This window comes from Pseudomonas putida, from assembly GCF_002741075.1.
In the GTDB taxonomy this organism is placed as follows: domain Bacteria; phylum Pseudomonadota; class Gammaproteobacteria; order Pseudomonadales; family Pseudomonadaceae; genus Aquipseudomonas; species Aquipseudomonas putida_T.
Map to the genome: position 1 here is coordinate 4,168,834 of NZ_CP016634.1, position 21,302 is coordinate 4,190,135.

15 protein-coding genes and 2 pseudogenes are annotated in these 21,302 nt (G+C 65.1%); 10 read left to right on the forward strand and 7 right to left on the reverse strand.

Annotated features, from left to right (window positions below):
- Positions 1 to 3: 3 nt before the first annotated feature.
- Positions 4 to 285, reverse strand: a pseudogene (locus tag IEC33019_RS28250) (PAS domain-containing protein); the annotation flags it as partial.
- 225 nt (positions 286 to 510) lie between these two features.
- Between IEC33019_RS28250 and IEC33019_RS19515 the strand changes: the two are divergent.
- The 7 genes from IEC33019_RS19515 to IEC33019_RS19545 all read left to right on the forward strand — a co-directional run bounded on the left by IEC33019_RS19515 (position 511) and on the right by IEC33019_RS19545 (position 10,550).
- Positions 511 to 1,674 carry an efflux RND transporter periplasmic adaptor subunit gene (locus IEC33019_RS19515; RefSeq protein ID WP_070094168.1) on the forward strand — a complete coding sequence of 388 codons (1,164 nt, stop codon included), beginning with the start codon at positions 511 to 513 and terminating at the stop codon, positions 1,672 to 1,674.
- On the forward strand, positions 1,671 to 4,763 hold the full coding sequence (locus IEC33019_RS19520; protein WP_070094167.1) for a multidrug efflux RND transporter permease subunit: 3,093 nt from the start codon (positions 1,671 to 1,673) through the stop codon (positions 4,761 to 4,763). Before IEC33019_RS19515 ends, IEC33019_RS19520 begins: the two co-directional genes overlap by 4 nt.
- A 9-nt stretch (positions 4,764 to 4,772) precedes the next feature.
- Positions 4,773 to 5,444, forward strand: a complete 672-nt coding sequence (locus IEC33019_RS19525) for a heavy metal response regulator transcription factor (RefSeq protein WP_070094166.1) — start codon at positions 4,773 to 4,775, stop codon at positions 5,442 to 5,444.
- A gap of 132 nt (positions 5,445 to 5,576) precedes the next feature.
- On the forward strand, positions 5,577 to 6,977 hold the full coding sequence (locus tag IEC33019_RS19530; RefSeq protein ID WP_099593854.1) for a heavy metal sensor histidine kinase: 1,401 nt from the start codon (positions 5,577 to 5,579) through the stop codon (positions 6,975 to 6,977).
- A gap of 136 nt (positions 6,978 to 7,113) precedes the next feature.
- Entirely contained in the window at positions 7,114 to 7,338 is a 225-nt protein-coding gene (locus IEC33019_RS19535) for a hypothetical protein (protein WP_070094164.1), read from the forward strand.
- Between the two features lie 204 nt (positions 7,339 to 7,542).
- Positions 7,543 to 8,877 (forward strand): OprD family porin, encoded by a 1,335-nt coding sequence (locus IEC33019_RS19540; protein ID WP_070094163.1) that lies wholly within the window; start codon positions 7,543 to 7,545, stop codon positions 8,875 to 8,877.
- 176 nt (positions 8,878 to 9,053) lie between these two features.
- Positions 9,054 to 10,550: a GGDEF domain-containing protein gene (locus IEC33019_RS19545; protein WP_070094162.1), complete on the forward strand. Its 1,497-nt coding sequence runs from the start codon at positions 9,054 to 9,056 to the stop codon at positions 10,548 to 10,550.
- A 4-nt stretch (positions 10,551 to 10,554) separates the two neighbouring features.
- Here IEC33019_RS19545 and IEC33019_RS19550 read toward each other — a convergent pair whose 3' ends face one another.
- Positions 10,555 to 11,031, reverse strand: coding sequence for a ferritin-like domain-containing protein (locus IEC33019_RS19550; protein ID WP_070094161.1), 477 nt, complete (start codon positions 11,029 to 11,031; stop codon positions 10,555 to 10,557).
- 200 nt (positions 11,032 to 11,231) lie between these two features.
- Between IEC33019_RS19550 and IEC33019_RS19555 the strand changes: the two genes are divergently transcribed.
- Entirely contained in the window at positions 11,232 to 11,453 is a 222-nt protein-coding gene (locus IEC33019_RS19555) for a DUF3820 family protein (protein ID WP_070094193.1), read from the forward strand.
- Between the two features lie 87 nt (positions 11,454 to 11,540).
- Here the strand turns inward: IEC33019_RS19555 and IEC33019_RS19560 are convergent, their stop codons facing one another.
- The 3 genes from IEC33019_RS19560 to ptsP are packed head-to-tail and all read right to left on the reverse strand — an operon-like array spanning position 11,541 to position 17,078.
- Positions 11,541 to 13,277 carry a PTS fructose-like transporter subunit IIB gene (locus IEC33019_RS19560; RefSeq protein ID WP_070094160.1) on the reverse strand — a complete coding sequence of 579 codons (1,737 nt, stop codon included), beginning with the start codon at positions 13,275 to 13,277 and terminating at the stop codon, positions 11,541 to 11,543.
- Positions 13,274 to 14,224 (reverse strand): 1-phosphofructokinase, encoded by a 951-nt coding sequence (pfkB, locus tag IEC33019_RS19565; RefSeq protein ID WP_070094159.1) that lies wholly within the window; start codon positions 14,222 to 14,224, stop codon positions 13,274 to 13,276. Before pfkB ends, IEC33019_RS19560 begins: the two co-directional genes overlap by 4 nt.
- Position 14,225: 1 nt before the next feature.
- Positions 14,226 to 17,078 carry a phosphoenolpyruvate--protein phosphotransferase gene (gene ptsP, locus IEC33019_RS19570; protein ID WP_070094158.1) on the reverse strand — a complete coding sequence of 951 codons (2,853 nt, stop codon included), beginning with the start codon at positions 17,076 to 17,078 and terminating at the stop codon, positions 14,226 to 14,228.
- 285 nt (positions 17,079 to 17,363) lie between these two features.
- Between ptsP and cra the strand changes: the two genes are divergently transcribed.
- Both cra and IEC33019_RS19580 read left to right on the forward strand, forming a co-directional pair.
- Positions 17,364 to 18,359 carry a catabolite repressor/activator gene (gene cra, locus IEC33019_RS19575; protein ID WP_070094157.1) on the forward strand — a complete coding sequence of 332 codons (996 nt, stop codon included), beginning with the start codon at positions 17,364 to 17,366 and terminating at the stop codon, positions 18,357 to 18,359.
- 2 nt (positions 18,360 to 18,361) lie between these two features.
- Positions 18,362 to 19,138 (forward strand): TatD family hydrolase, encoded by a 777-nt coding sequence (locus tag IEC33019_RS19580; RefSeq protein WP_070094156.1) that lies wholly within the window; start codon positions 18,362 to 18,364, stop codon positions 19,136 to 19,138.
- A 67-nt stretch (positions 19,139 to 19,205) separates the two neighbouring features.
- Here the strand turns inward: IEC33019_RS19580 and IEC33019_RS28255 are convergent, their stop codons facing one another.
- Complete coding sequence (locus IEC33019_RS28255) at positions 19,206 to 20,135, reverse strand: methyl-accepting chemotaxis protein (RefSeq protein ID WP_372340678.1); 930 nt, start codon at positions 20,133 to 20,135, stop codon at positions 19,206 to 19,208.
- Positions 20,109 to 21,224: pseudogene (locus IEC33019_RS28260) on the reverse strand (methyl-accepting chemotaxis protein); the annotation flags it as partial. The pseudogene IEC33019_RS28260 and the gene IEC33019_RS28255, both read right to left, overlap by 27 nt.
- Between the last annotated feature and the right edge of the window lie 78 nt (positions 21,225 to 21,302).

Genomic DNA, 21,302 nt, shown 5'->3' on the forward strand with positions numbered 1-21,302 from the left:
GACCCAATAGTGGTCGCCGTTCTTGCAGCGGTTCTTCACCAACCCCATCCAGGAGCGCCCCGCCGTGAGCGCGCCCCACATCTGCTCGAACGCCTGGGGCGGCATGTCCGGGTGACGCACGATATGGTGTGCATGGCCCAACAATTCATCACGGGTGAACCCACTGATTCGCACGAAATCGTCGTTGGCATAGGTGATACGGCTGTCCAGGTCGGTGGTGGACAGGATGTTGGCATCGCCGGGGTAATCCACTTGGCGACCGGTAACAGGCAAATTGCACTTCATCGGAGGCACTCGTTGTTGTTGTAGGGAAAATCGGCAGGGCGTTCGACTCTAGGGGCAATGACTGACAAAACATTGATCCAGAGCAGCATATTGGCAATTGGCCACTAACCAGCTGAAACTGACAGGTCTGTCAGCCAGGCGTCACGCTCTCGACCCGATCCAGGCGCTATAACCTGAAACAGTGAAGAACCGCTTTTCTCCCTTTCGGCTACGGTGCCCGATCCGATGCGACATCCGTCCCGCTCTCTCGTCTTTGCCGCCCTGAGCATCCTGGCCCTGGCCACGTTGGGCGGGTGGCTGAGCCAACGCCAGGCGCCGCCGGGGGCTCGTGCGCAGGTAGCCATTCCGGTGCGCGTGGTCAGCGTCGTCCAGCAGGACGTGCCTCGCTACGCCAGTGCCCTCGGCTCGGTGCTGTCGCTGCACAGTGTCGAAGTGCGTCCGCAGGTCGAGGGCGTACTGACCCAGGTGCTGGTCAAGGAAGGCCAGTGGGTGAAGGAGGGCGACCTGCTAGCCACCCTCGATGACCGCGCGATCAGCGCCAGCCTTGACCAGGCCCGCGCCCAGCTTGGCCAAAGCCAGGCACAGCTGCAGGTGGCCGGCGTCGACCTCAAGCGCTACCGCTTGCTGAGCACCGACGATGGGGTATCCAAACAGACCCTCGACCAGCAGCAGGCCTTGGTCAACCAGTTGCAGGCCACGGTGAAGGGCAACCAGGCGGCCATCGCCAACGCCCAGGTCCAGCTCTCCTACACGCAGATCCGCTCGCCGGTGACCGGGCGGGTCGGCATTCGCAACATCGACCCTGGCAACCTGGTGCGCACCAGCGATACCCAAGGGCTGTTCAGCGTCACCCAGATCGACCCGATCGCCGTGGAATTCGCCCTGCCCCAACAGATGCTGCCGACCCTGCAGAAGCTGCTGCAGGCCCCCACACCAGCCGTGGTCCAGGCCTACCTGGATGCCGATGGCCAGAGCAGCCTGCTCGGCGAAGGTCACCTGGCGCTGATCGACAACCAGGTCTCCGCCACCACTGGCACCGTGCGGGTCAAGGCCGAGTTCGACAACAAGGACGGCCAGCTGTGGCCGGGCCAACTGGTGACCATCAAGCTGCGCACCGCCTTTGAGCAAAACGCCTTGGTGGTGCCACCGCCGGTGGTGCAACGCGGTATCGACGGACACTTCGTCTATCGACTGGAGGGCGACAAGGTGACCAGCGTGCCAGTCAAGGTGCTCTACCAGGACAGCACGCTGAACATCGTTGCCGGGGTCAAGCCCGGGGACCGGTTGGTGCTCGATGGCCAGTCGCGGCTCAAGCCCGGCGCCCGCGTGGAGGTCACCCCTCAGGTGCCGCCCGCCCCGGAAATGGCCGACCGCCGGAGCCAGCCATGACCTCGCGCAACAGTGTGTCGGCCTGGTGTATCGATCACCCGGTGGCAACCCTGCTGCTGACCTTCGCCCTCATTCTGCTCGGCGCCATCGCCTTCCCACGCCTGCCGGTGGCGCCGCTGCCGGAGGCGGACTTCCCGACCATCCAGGTCACCGCCCAGTTGCCCGGCGCCAGTCCCGAGACCATGGCCTCGTCGGTGGCGACGCCTCTCGAAGTGCAGTTCAGCGCCATCCCCGGCATGACCCAGATGACCAGCAGCAGCGCCCTGGGCTCGACGACCCTGATCCTGCAGTTCTCCCTCGACAAGAACATCGACACCGCCGCCCAGGAAGTTCAGGCGGCGATCAATACCGCCACCGCACGCCTGCCCCAGGACCTGCCCAACCCGCCGACCTGGCGCAAGGTCAACCCCGCCGACAGCCCGGTGCTGGTCCTCACCGTCAGCTCTGCGCAGATGCCCGGCAATGACCTGAGCGACTACGCTGAGACCCTGCTCGCCCGTCAACTGAGCCAGATCGACGGCGTCGGTCTGATCAACATCACCGGCCAACAACGTCCGGCCATCCGCGTCCAGGCACAGCCCGAAAAGCTCGCGGCCATCGGCCTGACCCTGGCCGATGTCCGCCAGGCCATCCAGCAGACCAGCCTGAACCTGGCCAAGGGCGCACTGTATGGCGAGCACAGCGTCTCGACGCTGGCCGCCAACGACCAGCTCTTCCACCCCGAGGACTATGCCCGGCTGATCGTGTCCTATCGCAATGGCGCGCCGGTGCACCTGTCCGATGTGGCCAAGGTGATCCAGGGGGCCGAGAACGCCTACGTCAAGGCCTGGTCGGGTGACCAGCCAGGGTTGAACCTGGTGATCTTCCGCCAGCCCGGGGCGAACATCGTCGATACCGTGGACCGGGTGCTGGCAGCCCTGCCGAAGCTGACGGAAATGCTGCCGGCCTCGGTCGAGGTCTCGGTGCTCAACGACCGCACGCAGACCATTCGCGCTTCGCTGCACGAGGTGGAACTGACGCTGATGATCGCCGTGGTGCTGGTGATCGGGGTGATGGCGCTGTTCCTGCGCCAGTGGTCGGCAACGATGGTGGTCTCCAGCGTGCTCGGCGTGTCGCTGATCGCCAGTTGCGCCTTGATGTACGTGTTCGGTTTCAGCCTGAACAACCTGACCTTGGTGGCGATCGTCATCGCCGTGGGCTTCGTGGTCGACGACGCCATCGTGGTGGTGGAGAACATCCACCGCCATCTGGAGGCCGGCGACGACAGCCGCACGGCAGCGATCAAGGGCGCCGGCGAGATTGGCTTTACCGTGGTGTCGATCAGCTTCTCACTGATCGCCGCGTTCATTCCGCTGCTGTTCATGGGCGGTGTGGTCGGCCGGCTGTTCAAGGAGTTCGCCCTGACCGCCACGGCCACCATCCTGATTTCGGTGGTGGTGTCTTTGACACTGGCGCCGACCCTCTGCGCGCTGTTCATGCGCAAACCGCCCCGTGAAACCCACGACGGCTTCGGTCAACGCCTGCTGCGCGTGTACGAGAAGGGCCTGGACCACGCCCTGGCCCACCAGCGTCTGACCCTCGGCGTGTTCGGCCTGACCTTGGCCCTGGCCGTGGCCGGCTACGTGGGCATCCCCAAGGGCTTTTTCCCTCTGCAGGACACCGGTTTCGTCCTCGGCACCAGCGAGGCCGCCGCCGATGTGTCCTACCCCTCCATGGTGGAAAAACACCAGGCACTGGCGAAGATTCTCGAAGCCGACCCGGCGGTGCGCGCCTTCTCGCACTCGGTGGGCGTCACTGGCAGCAACCAGACCATCGCCAATGGCCGCTTCTGGATTGCCCTCAAGCCCCGCGGCGAACGCGATGTCTCGGCCAGCGAATGGATCGACCGCATGCGCCCCAAACTGGCCCAGGTGCCGGGCATCGTCCTCTACCTGCGGGCTGGGCAGGACATCAACCTGAGCTCCGGCCCGTCACGCACCCAGTATCAATATGTGCTCAAGAGCAACGATGGCGTCGCCCTGAACCTCTGGACCCAGCGCCTGACCGACCGCCTGCGGGAAAACCCGGCGATCCGCGACCTCTCCAATGACCTGCAACTGGGCGCCAGCGTCACCCGCATCGAAATCGACCGCCAGGCCGCCGCACGCTTCGGGCTGACCACCACCGACGTCGACCAGGCGCTATACGATGCCTTCGGCCAACGGCAGATCAGCGAATTCCAGACCGAGACCAACCAGTACAAGGTCATCCTCGAACTGGATGCCCGCCAGCGCGGCAAGGCCGAGAGCCTGAACTACTTCTACCTGCGCTCGCCGCTGTCCGGGGAGATGGTGCCGCTGTCTGCGCTCGCCCATGTGGCCACGCCCAGTACCGGCCCTCTGTCGATCAGCCACGACGGGCTGTTTCCGGCCGCCAACCTCTCGTTCAACCTGGCGCCAGGCGTAGCCCTGGGCGATGCGGTGAAGATCCTCGAGCGCACCCAGCGTGAGCTGGGCATGCCCGACTCGATCGTCGGCAACTTCCAGGGCGCGGCCCAGGCGTTCCAGAGCTCGCTGTCGAGCCAGCCATGGCTGATCCTCGCTGCGCTGGTGGCGGTGTACATCATCCTGGGCGTGCTCTACGAGAGCTTCGTCCACCCGCTGACCATCATTTCCACCCTGCCCTCGGCGGGCCTGGGTGCGCTGATCCTGCTTTGGGCCATGGGCCAGGACTTCAGCATCATGGGCCTGATCGGCGTGGTGCTGCTGATCGGTATCGTCAAGAAGAATGGCATCCTGCTCATCGACTTTGCCCTGGACGCCCAGCGCACGCACGGCATGACGCCGGAGCAGGCGATCCACCAGGCCTGCCTGACACGTTTTCGCCCCATCATCATGACCACCCTGGCTGCACTGCTTGGCGCCCTGCCGCTGATGTTCGGCTTCGGCACCGGTGCCGAGCTGCGCCAGCCATTGGGAATCGCCGTGGTCGGTGGCCTGCTGGTGAGCCAGGCCCTGACGCTGTTCACCACCCCGGTCATATACTTGGCCCTGGAACGCCTGTTCCATCGCCGTCGGGCCGCCAATGCGCTCGCGCCCCGTGCCAGTTGAGACAAGACCATGCGTGTGCTGATCATCGAAGACGAAGAGAAAACCGCCGACTACCTGCATCGTGGCCTGACCGAACAGGGCTTCACCGTGGACCTGGCGCGCGACGGCATCGACGGCCTGCACCTGGCCCTGGAAGGCGACTACGCGGTGATCGTGCTGGACGTCATGCTCCCGGGCCTGGACGGTTATGGCGTGCTGCGCGCCTTGCGCGCGCGCAAGCAGACGCCGGTGATCATGCTCACCGCCCGCGAGCGGGTGGAGGACCGGATCCATGGCCTGCGCGAAGGCGCCGACGATTACCTGGGCAAGCCGTTTTCCTTCCTGGAGCTGGTGGCCCGGTTGCAGGCCCTGACCCGTCGCAGCAGCAGCCACGAGCCGTTGCAGGTCCAGGTCGCGGACCTGTGGATAGACCTGATCAGCCGCAAGGCCAGCCGCGCCGGCCAGCGCCTGGACCTGACCGCCAAGGAGTTCTCGCTGCTCAGTGTGCTGGCCCGTCACCAAGGCCAGATCCTGTCCAAGACGGCCATTGCCGAACTGGTCTGGGACATCAATTTCGACAGTGATGCCAATGTCGTCGAAGTGGCCATCAAGCGACTGCGCGCCAAGCTCGACGGGCCGTTCGACAACAAGCTGCTGCACACCATCCGAGGCATGGGCTATGTCCTGGAAAACCGCGCCTGAATCCCACATCGCCGGGGGCGCTGCGCGCCCCTTTCGCGGCACAAGGCCGCGCCTACAAGGGCATGCGATCTTCTGTGGGCGCGGCCTTGTGCCGCGAAAGGGCTGCAAAGCAGCCCCAGAGGATGCCTGAGCATGCGACGTTCTACCGGCAACTCCATCGCCCTGCGCCTCTCGGCGCTGTTCACCCTGGTGGCCCTGGGCGTGTTCGTGCTGATCGGCAGCGCCCTGTACCGCCAGGTCGATCGCAGCCTTGATCTACTGCCGGCGGCCGAGCTCGATGCCCGCTTCAGCGTGCTGGAGTCCACCCTCAACCGCTACGGCACGCCCGAGCACTGGGCCAAGATCAACAACAAGCTCAGCCTGCTGGCCGAGGAAGACCGGCGCATCCGCTTCTGGGTCGTCAGCGGCAATCCGGCCTACGAGTATGGCCGGCCGGATGGACAGATCCGCCATTTCGCCGAAGGCCCGCCCGGCATGCGCGACCTGCGCCTGACCGACAGTACCTATCCCTACAAAGTGCTGCTCAGCGAGCTGCCGGCCTTGGGCGAGCGTCCGCCGCTGCGCTTTCTGATCGGTATCGACACCGAGACGTTCTGGCAGGCCCAGCACAGCCTGCTGGTGGCCATCGTCAGCCTGGCCGTGCTGGGTGTGCTGCTGGCCTCGCTGCTCAGCTACTGGGTCGCACGCATTGGCCTGCGGCCCTTGCTCGCCCTGTCCGCCGAAGCCCAGGCACTGGCCCCGCCCCGTCTGGACGGGCGCCTGCAAACCCAGGACCTGGCCCCGGAGCTGGCCCAGTTCGCCGATGCCTTCAACGCCGCACTGGACCGGGTCAGCCAGGCCTATTCACGGCTGGAGGCGTTCAATGCCGACGTCGCCCATGAACTGCGCTCACCGCTGACCAACCTGATCGGACAGACCCAGGTCGCACTGACCCGGGGACGCAGCGCCGAACACTACTTCGAGGTGTTGCAATCGAACCTGGAAGAGCTGGAGCGCCTGCGCAGCATCATCAATGACATGCTGTTCCTCGCCAGCGCCGACCAGGGCACCAAGGCCACAGCCCTCACCCAGGCATCATTGGCCGAGGAAGTGGCCACGACCCTGGATTACCTGGACTACATCCTCGAAGACGCCCAGGTCAGCGTCACCGTCAGTGGCGACGCCCAGGCACCGATCGAAAAGGCCCAACTGCGCCGTGCCTTGATCAACCTGCTGAACAACGCCGTGCAGCACACCGCGCCTCATCAGGTCATCGAGGTGCGCATCGAGACCGGCCCCGACCAGGTGAGCATCGCCGTGAGCAATCCGGGGCCGGCCATCACCGAAGCGCACCTGCCCCTGCTGTTCGAGCGCTTCTATCGGGTCGACGCGGCACGCAGCAACAGTGGCGGTGGCAATCACGGGCTGGGGCTGGCGATCGTCAAGGCCATCGCCTTGATGCATGGCGGCGATGTGTTCGTGCGCAGCCGCGCTGGCACCAACACCTTCGGCATTTGCCTGCCGAGCGCTCAAGGGCGCGGGTTTGCGCCCTAGATCCAGACATTTTCCCGGCTAATCATTACTTTTTGCGCAACAGTGCTTCTCCAACATCGGCCTGTTTCGAAGTGTTTGAAGGGACTAACTTATGCCTGTCCCCGTTAACACTTGCATCGCAAGAAGGTTGTTTTAAATGTCCAACAGTATGGGTGTTGCCAGCGTTTTCATTCTGTCTTCCCTGTTGTTGTCGCCTCTGGCCATGGCTGAAGAATCGCCGGCCTTTGCTGCCCGTAACGCAGAACTTGCAGTTATCCATAAACAGGCTCGCGAAGCCTATGCCGCACAGAAAGCCGATGCGGCGAAAGACGTACAGCAGACAGCTTCCAAGGCCGTCGCCGACGACAACGCCGATAGCTGACCGACAGTTTCCCGCTCCTGTTTTTTCCCTTGGCTCTCACACGGGCGCCCTATGCGCCAATATGTTAGCCTTTCAAAGCCGCTGCCGATCAGCGGCTTTTTTTATGTGCCAAAACAATCAGCCACGCTGGTGAGTACATAACAAGAAACTTTCAAATCACAGAACAACAACGCCCCCACCGCCAGACCAAAGGAGCTCGTACCGGTGTCTTCCGCGTTTCGTTTTACCCCGCTGTTCATTGCACTGACTGCAACGATGCCATTCGCTGTACAGGCAGATGAAGACAAGGCTGATGGCTTTATCGAGGGTTCTTCGTTGAACCTGCATTTTCGTAACGCCTACTTCAACCGCAACAACCTCAACACCGGTGAGCGTGACTTGCGCGAATGGGGCCAGGGCTTCGTCGCGCGTTTCGAGTCCGGCTACACCCCCGGCGTGATCGGCGTCGGTGTCGATGCCCATGCCATGCTGGGCCTGAAGCTCGACGGCGGCGGTGGCCATTCGGGCACCAGCATCCTGCCCAAGCACGTGCAGGACGACGGTGAGCCAGGGGCGGCCCCGCACTCGTTCTCCACTGCCGGCGCGGCGGTCAAGTTCAAGGCCTTCGACACCGAGCTCAAGGCCGGTGACCTGTTCCTGACCAACCCGGTGATCGCCGGTGGCGAGTCACGCATGCTGCCGCAGACCTTCCGCGGCGTGAGCCTGACCAACACCAGCATCGACGGGCTGCTGCTCGAAGGGGGCCAGGCGAGCTTCACCAAGCCTTACAACCAGAGTGGCCACCGCCGCATCGACACCTACTACGGCAGTTTGGAAGATGGCACCAAGAGCGACCACCTGACCTGGGCCGGGTTGTCCTGGAGCGGTACCGAGAACGTCACCACCAACCTCTATGCCGCCGAGCTGAAGGACATCTGGAACCAGTACTACGTCGACTTCGACTACACCTATGTGGTCAACGACCTGGTCAGCCTCAACCCAGGCCTGCACTTCTATCACACCCAGGACACCGGCCAGGCGCTGCTGGGCAACATCGACAACAACACCTACAGCCTGCATTTCACGGTCAATGCCGGGTACCACAGCATCACGGCCGCCTACCAGCGCGTGAACGGCAACACGCCATTCGACTACATCAACCTGGGCGACAGCGTGTACCTGGACAATTCGCGCATGTACTCGGACTTCAACGCACCCAACGAACGGTCCTGGAAGCTGCAGTACGACTACGACTTCGCAGGCCTGGGCATGCCCGGCCTGAGCACGTCGCTGTCGTACTCGCGCGGTGAAGCGGACCTGACCAAAGCCGAGCAGGACACCACCCACTACGCGTACTACAACCCAGAAGGCAAGAATGCCATGCACTGGGAGCGTGACCTGGACGTGAAATACGTGTTCCAGGAAGGCAACCTCAAGGACCTGTCGGTGCTGTTGCGCTATGCCAGCCATCGCGGCAGCCAGGGCTATGCGGCCATCGATGGCAACAGCGACAACGATGAAGTGCGGGTGATCGTGGACTACCCGTTGAGCATCTTCTGACCTGAAAGCCCGATCGCAGGGCCGCTCCTACAGAGGACACCATCGTCCCCTGTAGGGGCAGGCAAAGGCCGCCCAGCGGGCGCCATCGTTTTTCCGTCGAACGAATCTTGTCCGACAATCCCGGCTTCCCTAAAATACCGCCGCCGCAGAATGGCCCCGCCTGTGCAGTAGCGAACATGCCTACCCGATCATCGCGCTTTACCCTGTACAGGTCGCACCCCGAACTGATCCTCAACCTGGGCAGTTGCCTCGCCGTGCTCGCCATCGTGGCGATCGTCAGCTACCTGCTGAGCCGCGAACGCGACAGTGTCGAGCAGTCGGCCAAACGTTCCTCCAACAACATCGTCCAGCTCATCGAAAGCGATATCCTGCGCAACGTCGAACTCTACGACCAGACCCTGCACGGGCTGATCTGGGCGGTGAATCACCCCCAGCTACTGGACAGCTCGCCTGAGCTGCGCCAGCAGATCCTGTTCAACCAGACCTTCGCCGCCCCGGTGCGTGGCGATATCCTCTGGCTCGACGCCACCGGCAAGGTCCTCGGCGATTCGCTCAGCGTGCCGCCACGGCAAGCCAATCTCAGCGACAGCATCGCCTTCAAGGCCCATCGCGACCGCCCAGGCCTGGGGCTGTTCATCAGCCCGCCGTTCAAGGCACGGCTCGGCGATCTGGATTGGTGCATCAGTTTCAGCCGGCGCATTACCGGCCCCAATGGCGAATTCGTCGGCATTGCCGCCGGTGCCCTGCGCCTTTCCTATTTCAGCGAACTGTTCGAGCGTCTGGACATCGGCAACGACAGCAGCATCAACCTGCTCAACACCGACGGTCAGCTGCTGGCCCGCCAGCCTTCTCGCCCGCAAGACCCACTGATCGGCAGCGACTTCAGCGAGCGCCCCAATTTTCAGCGCATCCTCAGCGAGCGCAGCGGCAGTTTCACTGCGCAGTCGGGGTCGGTCGGCACACCTCATATCTATACCTTTGCCCGGGTCAAAGACCTGCCCTTGATCGTCTTGGTGGTGGATTCGGCCGATGAGGTGTTTCAGTCCTGGCGGCGTACCGCGATCCTGGTCAGCGTGGCGACCGGCATGCTGTGCGTCGGCATCCTCTGGCTGACGCTGCTGCTGGGGCGCGAGTTGCGTCGTCGTCACGAAGCCGAGCAGAGCTTGGCCACACTGGCGGCCACTGACAGCCTCACCGGTCTGGCCAATCGTCGACGCCTGGACCAGGTGCTGCGACAAGAATGGGCACGGGCCCAGCGCAACCGCCGGCCACTCGCCGTTCTCATGGTGGATGTAGATCACTTCAAATCGTTCAACCAGCGTCATGGTCACGCCGGAGGCGACCATGCCTTGCGCGAAGTCGCCAGCACGCTCGAACACTGTATTCGCCGCCCGGCGGATCTGGCGGCGCGCTATGGCGGGGAGGAATTTCAGGTGGTGCTACCGGAGACGGACCTGGCAGGGGCACGCCTGTTGGCCGAACGAATTCGCACTGAAGTCGAGGCACTGCCAAGCTTCGCAGGCGACGAGCACCCGGTAACCGTCAGCATTGGCATCGGCGTGCACGTCCCCGGCACCCAGCAGGACCTGACGGCTCTGCTGGGCAGCGCTGACGAAGCGCTCTACCGGGCCAAGGCCAACGGCCGCAACCGCGTCGAAGGCCCGGCTGCTTAGGGGCCTAGGAGCGGGCGCGGGCGGCGTCGCGCAGGGCCTTGACCTGGTCATGGTTGCGCTGCACACCTTGCAGTTGCTTCTCAACCAACGCGTAGGTCTGATCGCTGGCGCTACGGCCGAGCTTGACCAGTTTCTCGCGGGCATCCTTGTAGGCTTTCAGGGCGTAGTCCTCGCCGCGCTCAACCTCATTGAGCACCGCTTCTTCGCTCTTGCCGGTCAGCATCGACTTGAAGTTGACCCAACCCCGATGCAAGTCACCGCTCAGGCTCGTGGAGGTTTCCGGATCGCCGCCCAGGCGACGTACTTCACTTTGCAGCTCGGCAGCGGCGCTGGCGCATTCGCCGGCACGTTGGACGAAGAAGGCCTTCAACTCGGTGTTCTTGACGTCTTCGGCCGACTCCTTGAAACCCTTTTCGCCGTCCTTGCTGTACTCGATCAGGTCGTTGAGTACATCGATCACGTCTTTGTTTGGATGACTCATGGCGCGAACTCCTTGGCAGGTGATAGTCACCTGAACTGGAGCAGGCATCGTGCCAAATTCGCCATGCTGATAAATTCCAGTGAAATCAGCAGGTTACAAAGCATCGATAAAACACGTGAAACGGCGTTCTGCATGATCGCCGCTTGGGCGTTCGTGCAGTTTGCAGTATGGTCGGCGCTTTGTTGAACAAAGGGCTGGCGATGAAACCTGAAACCTTGCAACTGCTGGTCACCCGCACCATGCCCTTCGGCAAGTACCAAGGCCGCCTGATCGCTGACCTGCCCGGCGACTATCTGGCCTGGTTCGCCCGCAAGGGTTTCCCGCCCGGAGAGCTGGGCGGGTTGCTGGCCTTGATGCATGAGATCGATCACAACGGGCTGGGTGAACTGCTGACGCCTTTGCGGCGCAAGCACCCGCGTTAGCCCCACGCGCCTACAGATCCATGCGATTTCTGTAGGAACGGCCTCGTGTCGCGAAAGGGCTGCGCAGCAGCCCCGACACCTGGCCCTTCAGCCTTTGACTGGCGCCACCGCCAACTCCACCCGTTCCCCTTTCTTGATCAGCGCATACACCACCGCCGTCAGCAGGCTGCCCGCCAGGATCGCCAGCAGGTAAAGCAGCGCATGGTTGATCGCGTTGGGGATCAGCAGCACGAACAGCCCCCCGTGGGGCGCCATCAGCTTGCAGCCAAAGTACATCGACAGTGCCCCGGTCAACGCGCCGCCCGCGACGCTCGCCGGGATCACCCGCAGCGGGTCCTTGGCGGCAAACGGGATCGCCCCCTCGGAGATGAAGCACAGCCCCAGAGCCAATGCCGCCTTGCCCGCCTCGCGCTCGCTCTGGGCGAACTTGCGCCGAGCCAGGAAGCTGGCGATACCCAGGCCGATCGGCGGCACCATCCCGGCAGCCATGGTCGCCGCCATCGGCGCATAGCTGGAGGAGGCCAACAGTCCCACCGAGAAGGCATACGCCGCCTTGTTGATCGGACCGCCCAGGTCGACGCACATCATGCCGCCGAGCAACAGGCCGAGCAGAATGGCGTTGGTGGTACCCATGCTGTCCAGGAAACGCGTCAGGCCTTCGAGCATCGCCGCCACCGGCTGACCGACCACGTAGATCATCACCAAACCCGTGAACAGACTGGCCAACAGCGGAATGATCAGGATTGGCTTGAGCGCCTCAAGGCTGCTCGGCAGGCGTGCCCAGCGGCTGATGGCCTTGGCGCTGTAGCCCGCCAGAAAGCCCGCGACGATGCCACCGATGAAGCCCGCCCCCAAGGTACTGGCGAGCAGACCGCCGATCATGCCCGGCGCCAACCCCGGGCGATCGGCAATCGACCAGGCGATATAGCCGGCCAGCAGCGGCACCATCAGCTTGAACGCCGCCTCGCCACCGATCTGCATCAAGGCCGCCGGCAAGGTGCCAGGTTCCTTGTAGGCCTCGATGCCAAAGACGAACGACAAGGCAATCAGCAGGCCGCCGGCCACCACCATCGGCAGCATGAATGACACACCGGTGAGCAGGTGCTTGTAGACACCGCGCTTCTCATTGCTCTTTACAGGTTCGGCAGACGCTTCGCCGCCCACCTCGACCTTGCCTTCGCCCAGGGCCTTGTCGAGGGTGGCACGCGCCTGCTTCAGCGCGACGCCGGTACCACAGCGGTAGATGCGCTTGCCGGCAAAGCGCGCCGTGGGCACTTCGATGTCGGCGGCCAGCAACACCACATCGGCGGCGGCGATGGCTTCGGCCGAGAGTGGGTCGCGCGCCCCTACCGAGCCCTGGGTTTCCACTGTCAGTAGGTAGCCCAGATCCTTGGCCGCCTGCTGCAGCGCCTCGGCCGCCATGAAGGTATGGGCCACACCGGTCGGGCAGGCGGTGACGGCAACCAACCGGGGCTGCGTAACGATCGGCGCGCTCACCGCGGGCGTCTGCGCCTCCAGCACCTGGGCCTGGGTCGCCGCCTCATCGAGAAAACGCTCGCGATCGGCCAGGGCCTGGGCCGGAGTACTGCGGTAGACCCGCTTGCCGACAAAACGGTCAAGCTCCACGGGGCCGGTGCTGACCACCAGTACCCAGTCGGCCTCGGCGATCTGCGCCGGACTCAAACGCCCGTCGGTATGCTCGGCATCCTGCACCTCGACCACAGGTATCCAGCCCCGTTGCCGGGCAGCGGCCGACAGAAGACGCGCGCTCAATACGCTGGACACCTGGCCGTTGGGGCAGGCAGTGATGATGGCGATGTTCATCGGCAACCCTCTTGTTGTTCTGTCAGTTGCACAGCGTCTTGCAGACGGGCCAGCTGCTCGCGGTCACGGATCCCGAAGCCAACCTGGGTCACCGCCTGGGCGGCGATGGCCGTGGCCCGGCGCAGGGTCTGTTCAGGCGGCTCACCCAGCAGCAGGCCATGAACCATGCCCGCTACCAGCGAATCACCCGCGCCGACAGTGCTGGCCACCTGCACCTTCGGCGGTCGTCCGTGCAGGGCTTGGCCATCCTGGGCAAACCAGGTCACGCCCTGCTCGCCCTGGGACACCACGACATGCTCGACGCCACTGGCCAGCAGCCGCTCGGCGGCCAGGCGTTGCGCGTGCGCGGTATGCACCTCGGTGCCCAGCGCCTCGCCCAGTTCCTCGGTGTTGGGCTTGACCAACCAAGGCCCGACCTGCAGGCCGGCGCGCAAGGCTTCGCCGCTGGTGTCCAGGGCGATCTTCAGGCCTTGCTGCTTCAGTTGCAGCAACAACTGATGGAACCACCGGGCATCGACGCCTCGGGGCAGGCTGCCTGCCACCACCACCGCATCGTGCCCGGCCGCCAGCTGCCCCAGGCGGCGCATCAGGGCGATCCAAGCGGCTTCGTCGACATCCGGCCCCTGGCCATTGATGTCGGTGACCCGGCCATCGGCCTCCACCAGCTTGATGTTGCTGCGGGTTTCGCCCGGCACCCGGACGAAACAGTCGGCAAAGCCCCGCCAGGCGATCAGCGCCTCGAACGGCTCCAGGTTGTCGCGCCCCAGAAAGCCACCCACGGTCACGCTGTGGCCCAGGTCGGCCAGGACCTGAGCGACGTTCAGCCCCTTGCCCGCGGCATGGCTGTGCTGGCTGTGGCTGCGATTGACATGGCCGGGGCGCAGGGCGTCCAGGCTGACGGTGATGTCGAGCGCCGGGTTCAGGGTGAGGGTAAGGATCTTGGCCATTTCAATAACGCTCCACCAACGCCCGGACCGCCGCGGCGCTGTCTTGTTGCAGGGCCTCGCGCGCCAGGGCGCGGGCTGTCTGATGATCGGCCTGGCGAACCAATGCCTTGACTTCGGCGATGCTGCGGGCCGCGACGCTCAGCTCGTCCACATCCAGGCCCAGCAGCACCGCGACCGCCTGCGGGTCCGCCGCCAGCTCACCGCACACGCCCACCCATTTGCCATGGGCGTGGGCCGCCCGCACGGTCATGTCGATCAGTTGCAGCACCGCCGGATGCAGGCCGTCGGCCTGGGCCGAAAGGCTCGGGTGACCACGGTCGATGGCCAGGGTGTACTGGGTCAGATCGTTGGTGCCGATACTGAAGAAATCCACTTCGCGGGCCAGCTGCGGTGCCAGCAAAGCCGCTGACGGCACTTCCACCATGATGCCCACTTGCAGGTCGGCCACCGGGATGTGCGCTCGCAGGCGATCGACCATGGCCTTGGCCTCGCGCCACTCATGCACCTGCCCGACCATCGGGAACATGATGCGCAAAGGACGATCATCAGCGGCGCGCAGCAAGGCGCGCAGCTGTTCTTCCATCACTTGGGGACGCTGCAGGGTCAGGCGCACGCCACGAACCCCCAGGAAGGGGTTTTCCTCGGCGGCGATCGGCCAGTACGGCAGCGGCTTGTCGCCGCCCACATCCAGGGTGCGCACCACCAGGGCGCGCCCACCCAGCCCATCGAGCACACGGCGGTACTCGGCCTCCTGGGTCGCGATGTCGGGTGCCTGGGGATGAGCCATGAAGATCAGTTCGGTACGCAGCAGGCCGACCCCTTCGGCGCCCTGCTCCACCACCTTGTCGATGCCGGTGCTCTCGCCGATGTTGGCGAACACCTCCAGCGCATGGCCATCGCGGGTCACCGCAGGCTCGTGGCGCTTGGCCCAGGCGGCCTGCAGGCGTTGCTCGCGCAGGTCGCGCTCGGCCAGGGCCCGTTGCAGTTCATCTGCCGCGGGCGCCACGCAGACCCGGCCACGCTGGCCATCGAGCAGCAACGGCGTGCCGGCCTCCAGCAGCAGGATCGCAGCACCGGCCCCCACCACTGCCGGAATGCCCAGCGCCCGGGCCACGATGGCGCTGTGGGCCGTAGCGCCGCCCTGGGCGGTGACGATACCGGCGACTCGGGCCGGGTCCAGGCGGGCTACATCCGAGGGGCCCACTTCGGCCATCACCAGCACGTAGGGCTGCTGAGGCTCGGCAACGTCCTGGATGCCACACAGCTGGGCCAGCACTCGCCGGCCGATGTCGCGCAGATCGGCGGCACGCTCGGCGAGCAGGGTGTCGTGCAGCGACTCCTGCTGGCGCGCCGCACTGTCGATCACCGCCATCCAGGCGGCCGCCGCGCTCTCGCCCTGGGCCAGACGCTGCTGGACTTCCTCGCCCAGACCTGGGTCGGCGAGCATTTCCTGGTGGGTGACGAAGATCTCCCCGATAGACGTGTCGCTGCGCTGCACCAACGCCTGCAATTCAGCGTTGACCGCTGCCAAGGCATCCTGCAGCCTTTGCCGCTCCTGGGCAGGCGACTCACCGCGCAGCGGGTAGTCGATCTTGCGAGCCACATGCACATGGGCCGGGCCACTGGCGATGCCTGGCGCCGCACCGACGCCCTGGACGATGCTGCCAGCTTGCGGCGCCTGGAGCACAGGCTCGGGCGGCGCCGCGCTGGTGGGGGCGACCTCCGGTAGCGGCTCCACCGCCTCGCCCAGGCCTTGCTCGATGGCCGCGAGCAACACCGGCAGGGCATCGTTGGCAATGCCCGGTTCGGCGATCAGTTCGAGGGTCTGCCCACGCCGGGCTCCCAGGCTGAGCAGCTTGCTCAGGCTCTTGAGCGACACGGCAGGCTGAGCGCTGTCTTGCAGACGTACCAGAAGCTCGCCCTCAAAGCCTTTGGCCAACTGCGCCAGCACCTTGGCCGGGCGGGCGTGCAGGCCGTGTGGGTTGGCCAGCACGACACAAGCGCTGGGCCAATCGGCCGGAACCTCGCCGCCCAAGACCTCGAGCACGGCGCGGCTGTTGCGCGCTTGGTAGAGCATTTGCCCACGGCCTTCGATGAGCACTTCGCACAGGCGCTCGAGCAACGCTTGGTGAGCGACACCCAGGCTGGCCAGGCAGAACAAACCATTGAGCGGCTGGTCGCGATAATGCAGCGGCTGCTGCGGCGTGATGAAGGCCAACCCCGGCTGGCGTACCTGACGCTCGCTGTGCAGCCACCACAGCCCTTCGCCCAAGGGCAGCGGCTCGGCCTGTTGCAACACGTTGGCGAACCCTGGATCGACGCAACCGGCGCGCTGCAGCAGGCGCGCGCCACGCCAGGCCAGTTCGTCGAAGTCTTCGGCGGCCAGGTTCAGCCCCACCAGTTGCGCATCCAACGCCAGGGCCTGGGGCGCCCCTTGCAGCAGCTTGAGCAGCGCTTCGGCACTGGAGGCGCGGCGCAGGGCCTCGGCCAGATCGGTCTCGCCCAGGGCGCGGGTTAGCAATTGCAGAAGACGCAGGTGCTCGTCGGAACGGGCGGCAATGCCAATGGCCAGGTAGACGATCTGCCCGTCACCCCAGTCCACCCCTTCGGGAAACTGCAACAGGCGCACGCCGGTGGCGAAGACCTGATCGCGGGTCTGCGGCGTGCCGTGGGGGATGGCGATCCCTTGGCCAAGGAAGGTCGAGCCTTGCGCCTCGCGGTCCAGGAGCCCTTGCAGGTAACCTTCGGCGACCAGACCATCGGCGACCAATCGATCAGCCAGCAGGCGCAATGCCTCGGCCTTGTCGGCAGCCACCTGGTTCATGGCGATCTGCTCCTGAGCGAGCTCCAGCATGACCTTCTCCTTTTGCAGCCCCCGGGAGGGGACCTGAGGTATTGTTGTGAAATTCACCAATCGGGTCCGTTCAACGGTCTTGCGCAGGCGGTATTCGAGGCAGAAAATTTGCCTGCTGAAACGTTTAATCTGACCAGGTGGCCACGTTACTCGATAATCTTCCGACGAAAAAGCCCCATCCTGTCGGACAATTGCGACAATGGTCGCCTGCCCAAGGCCCCGGCGCCAGGTGAAACTACCCGGTCCGGCCTCGCAGGCAGCCCCGGTAATAACAAGGAAAATTCGGTGAAACTCAGCGATATCGCCCGTCTGGCCGGTGTGTCCGTGACCACCGCCAGCTACGTCATCAATGGCAAGGCCGAACAGCAGCGCATCAGCAACAGCACCGTCGAGCGCGTGCGTGCGGTGGTCGAGGCCCACGGCTTCACGCCCAACCCCCAGGCCGCCGGCCTGCGTAGCCGGCATACGCGTACCCTGGGCTTCATTCTCCCGGATCTGGAGAACCCCAGCTACGCCCGCATCGCCAAGCAGCTCGAGCAAGGAGCCCGCGCCCGCGGCTACCAATTGCTGATCGCCAGCAGCGATGACCAGCCCGACAGCGAGCGCCAATTGCAACAGCTGTTCCGTGCTCGCCGTTGCGATGCACTGTTCGTCGCCAGTTGCCTGCCGCCGGATGACGAAAGCTATCGCGAGCTGCAGGACAAAGGCCTGCCGATCATCGCCATCGACCGACGCATGGCACCGGAGCACTTCTGCTCGGTGATCAGCGACGACCGCGACGCCAGCCGTCAACTCGCCCAGAGCCTTCTGGATACCAACCCCGGCAGCATCGCCCTGATCGGCGCGCGCCCGGAGCTGTCGGTCAGCCAGGCCCGCGCCGGCGGTTTCGACGAGGCCCTGCACCCCTTCGCCGGCCAGGTGCGCCGCTATCAGGGCGAGGCCTTCAGCCGCGAGTGCGGCCAGCGCCTGATGGTGCAATTGATCGAAGACTTCGGCGGCCTGCCGGATGCCTTGGTGACCACCTCCTATGTGCTGCTGCAGGGCGTGTTCGATACCCTGCAGGCGCGCCCGGCCGACTCGCGCCAGCTGCAACTGGGCACCTTCGGCGACAACCAACTGCTGGATTTCCTGCCTCTGCCAGTCAATGCCATGGCCCAACAGCACGGCCTGATTGCCGCCACCGCTCTCGAACTGGCCCTGGCCGCGATCGAGGACAAACGCTACGAGCCCGGCGTGCACGCCGTCGCCCGAACCTTCAAGCAACGCATCAACGCAGGTTGAGCATGCGCCTGATCGACACCCACACCCACCTGGACTTCCCCGACTTCGACGCCGACCGCGACCGCCTGCTGGCCAACGCGGCGGCGCGGGGCGTGGAGCGCATGGTGGTGCTGGGGGTGTACCAGGCCAACTGGCAGCGGGTGTGGGACTTGGTCTGTGGCGAGCAGCGGCTGTTCGCGGCGCTGGGCCTGCATCCGGTGTACCTCGAACAGCACCGCCCCGAGCATCTGGCACAACTGCGCGACTGGCTCGAACGCCTGCGCGGCGACCCACGCCTGTGCGCGGTGGGAGAGTTCGGCTTGGACTACTACCTGCCGGAACTGGACAAAGACCGCCAGCAGGCGTTGTTCCAGGCGCAGTTGCAACTGGCCTGCGACTTCGACCTGCCCGCCCTGCTGCACGTACGCCGCAGCCATGCCCAGGTGATCGCTACCCTCAAGCGCTACAAGCCTGCGCGCGGCGGCATCGTCCACGCCTTCGCCGGCAGCTACGAAGAAGCCCGCGAGTACATCAAGCTCGGTTTCAGGCTGGGCCTGGGCGGCGCGGCCACCTGGCCCCAGGCCCTGCGCCTGCGCAAGACCTTGCCCCGACTGCCCTTGGAAAGCCTGGTGCTGGAAACCGACGCGCCGGACATGGCGCCGGTGATGTTCCCTGGCGAGCGCAACAGCCCCGAACACTTGCCGGAAATTGCCGAGGCACTGGCCGAGGTGATCGGCACAGAGGCCGAGCACCTGGCTCAGACCAGCAGCCGAAATGCCTGTGAGCTGTTCGGCTGGTAGGCCGCCGCAGTCCCATTCGTGGGTAAGTCGGGGCTCTCGATGACACCCGCGAAGGGTGCCCCCTCGGCTAGACGCGAAACGCCCCGATCAGCCGCTTGAGCTCTTCCACCTGTCCCGACAGCGCCCGGCTGGCATCCTCGGTCTGGCACGCGCCCTGGGTGGTGTCCTGGGCGGCGCGGTTGATCGCCACGATGTTCAAATCGATGTCATGCGCCACCGTGGTCTGCTGCTCGACGGCCGCTGCGATCTGCTGGTTCTGCGCGACGATGCCGCCCACCGCGCCCAAGATGTTGCCCAGCGCCTGTTGCACCTGGCGTGCTTCGTCCACCGTCCCCGCCGCCATCTGATGGCTGCTGCCCATGGCCTTGACCGCCGCGCCAACGCCTGCCTGTAGGCGCTGGATCATCTGCGCGATCTCCTCGGTGGAGTCCTGGGTGCGACGCGCCAGGGTGCGCACCTCGTCGGCCACCACGGCAAACCCCCTGCCCTGCTCGCCAGCCCGTGCCGCCTCGATCGCGGCATTGAGCGCCAGTAGGTTGGTCTGCTCGGCGATGCTGCGGATCACTTCCAGCACCCGGCCGATGGCCTGGCTGTCACCGGCCAGCTGGTTGACCGCGACCACGCTCTGGTCGATCTCACCGGCCAGTCGGGTGATGCTGTCCTGCTGGTTTTCCACCAGGCCACGGCCGGTGGCGCTCTCGCGATTGACCTGCTGCGCGCCTTCGGCGGCCAGCGCCGCGCTGCGGGCGACTTCCTGGGAGGTGGCACTCATCTGGTTCATGGCCGTGGCCACCTGCTCGATCTGCTCGCGCTGACCACTGACCGCCTGGTTGCTGCGCACCGACACAGCCAGCACCTGTCCGGCCTGCTCCTCGACCGTCGAGACGGTCCGACCCACCTGGTCGATAAGTTCGCGGATCCGCCGCACCGTCTGGTTGAAGCCCTGGCCCAGCTCGCCCAGCTCGTCACGGCTGCGGGCCTGGAAGCTCACGGTCATGTCTCCGGCAGCGACCTTGTCCATGGCCGCGCCCAGGTTGCCCAGGGTTTCGCGGATGGACACATAGAAGCCGCTGTCCAGGTAGATGATCAGGGCAAACACCACCGCCAGCGCAGCGATCAGCGCGATCATGCGCAGACGATGCTCGTCCAGGCGGTCTTGCAGTTGCACCTGCAAGTGGCCGAGGACGGCGTCGTTGAGCCGGTAGGTCTGCGCCATCAGCTCGCTGACCTGCTGATAGAACGCGAGCCATGGCGCGTCCAGGGTCTCGGCCATCACCACGCGGTCTTCGAACAAGGTGGCGGCCTGCTTCACCGTTGCCTGGCTGGCCTGGGCCAACGCGGCCAAGTCGGCCTTTGCGCGCGGGTCGGCGCTCAGCGCATCGTCCAGGCGGATGCCGTAGTCGGCGGACAGGCGCTCCAGGCGCTGCAACAAGTCTTCGAAACGGGCGCTGCCAGCCGAATCGATGAAACCGCGGCCCAACGCCATGGCCCCCAGCGCCCGCCCCTCGCCCAGGGTTTGGGTCACCTGCCCGGTGGCACTGCCCAACAGCTCGCTCAGATGCCGCACCGACGCCTGGTTGTCCTGATCCAGCCCGGACTGGCTGGCCACCTGCTTGGTCAGGACCTGGGCCTGGACCAGGAGCTTGTCGAACAGGGCTGCCTTGCTTTGCAAGGAAGACTCTTTGCGCGCTCGGGCGAAGATCTCGCTGAGTTCATCGCGTCGGGCCTGTAGCTGCGGGCCGCTCACGGGAATCGCCTCGAGCCCTGCGGCGACCTTTTTCTCAAGCGCATCGATGCGCTGCTCCAGATCACCGGCCTGGCCCGACTGGCCCAGCAGGGCATTGATCTGCACGAGATTGCCCAGGGTTTCCAGGTCACCGCGCAGGCTCAGGGCTCCGGCCAGGGGGCCGAGCCCCTGCAGTTCGACGCCGGTGGCGTGAAATTCGTCGTAGACGTCGCGCACCAGGTAGAAGCTGGTGACCAGCATGGGGACGAAGAACAAGGTGCTGATCAAGCTGAACTTCAGGCCGAAGCTCAGCCGGTCCATCAGGGCGATGGCCGGATAGAGCAAACGCTTCATGCGCATCTCCTTGGATTCTTTTTATTCTGCGAGGTAGCACAAGGCCATTAACGGCCAAGCGACCTGTATAACGCAGATCGAATC

Excerpts from the sequence above, each read along its gene's own strand:
- IEC33019_RS19520 (WP_070094167.1), top strand. The coding sequence starts at position 1,671 with ATGACCTCGCGCAACAGTGTGTCGGCCTGGTGTATCGATCACCCGGTG.
- IEC33019_RS19550 (WP_070094161.1), bottom strand. The coding sequence starts at position 11,031 with ATGAGTCATCCAAACAAAGACGTGATCGATGTACTCAACGACCTGATC.
- IEC33019_RS19535 (WP_070094164.1), top strand. The coding sequence starts at position 7,114 with ATGTCCAACAGTATGGGTGTTGCCAGCGTTTTCATTCTGTCTTCCCTG.
- IEC33019_RS19555 (WP_070094193.1), top strand. The coding sequence starts at position 11,232 with ATGAAACCTGAAACCTTGCAACTGCTGGTCACCCGCACCATGCCCTTC.
- IEC33019_RS19560 (WP_070094160.1), bottom strand. The coding sequence starts at position 13,277 with ATGAACATCGCCATCATCACTGCCTGCCCCAACGGCCAGGTGTCCAGC.
- ptsP (WP_070094158.1), bottom strand. The coding sequence starts at position 17,078 with ATGCTGGAGCTCGCTCAGGAGCAGATCGCCATGAACCAGGTGGCTGCC.
- IEC33019_RS19530 (WP_099593854.1), top strand. The coding sequence starts at position 5,577 with ATGCGACGTTCTACCGGCAACTCCATCGCCCTGCGCCTCTCGGCGCTG.
- IEC33019_RS19545 (WP_070094162.1), top strand. The coding sequence starts at position 9,054 with ATGCCTACCCGATCATCGCGCTTTACCCTGTACAGGTCGCACCCCGAA.
- pfkB (WP_070094159.1), bottom strand. The coding sequence starts at position 14,224 with ATGGCCAAGATCCTTACCCTCACCCTGAACCCGGCGCTCGACATCACC.
- IEC33019_RS19580 (WP_070094156.1), top strand. The coding sequence starts at position 18,362 with ATGCGCCTGATCGACACCCACACCCACCTGGACTTCCCCGACTTCGAC.
- IEC33019_RS28255 (WP_372340678.1), bottom strand. The coding sequence starts at position 20,135 with ATGACCGTGAGCTTCCAGGCCCGCAGCCGTGACGAGCTGGGCGAGCTG.
- IEC33019_RS19525 (WP_070094166.1), top strand. The coding sequence starts at position 4,773 with ATGCGTGTGCTGATCATCGAAGACGAAGAGAAAACCGCCGACTACCTG.
- IEC33019_RS19515 (WP_070094168.1), top strand. The coding sequence starts at position 511 with ATGCGACATCCGTCCCGCTCTCTCGTCTTTGCCGCCCTGAGCATCCTG.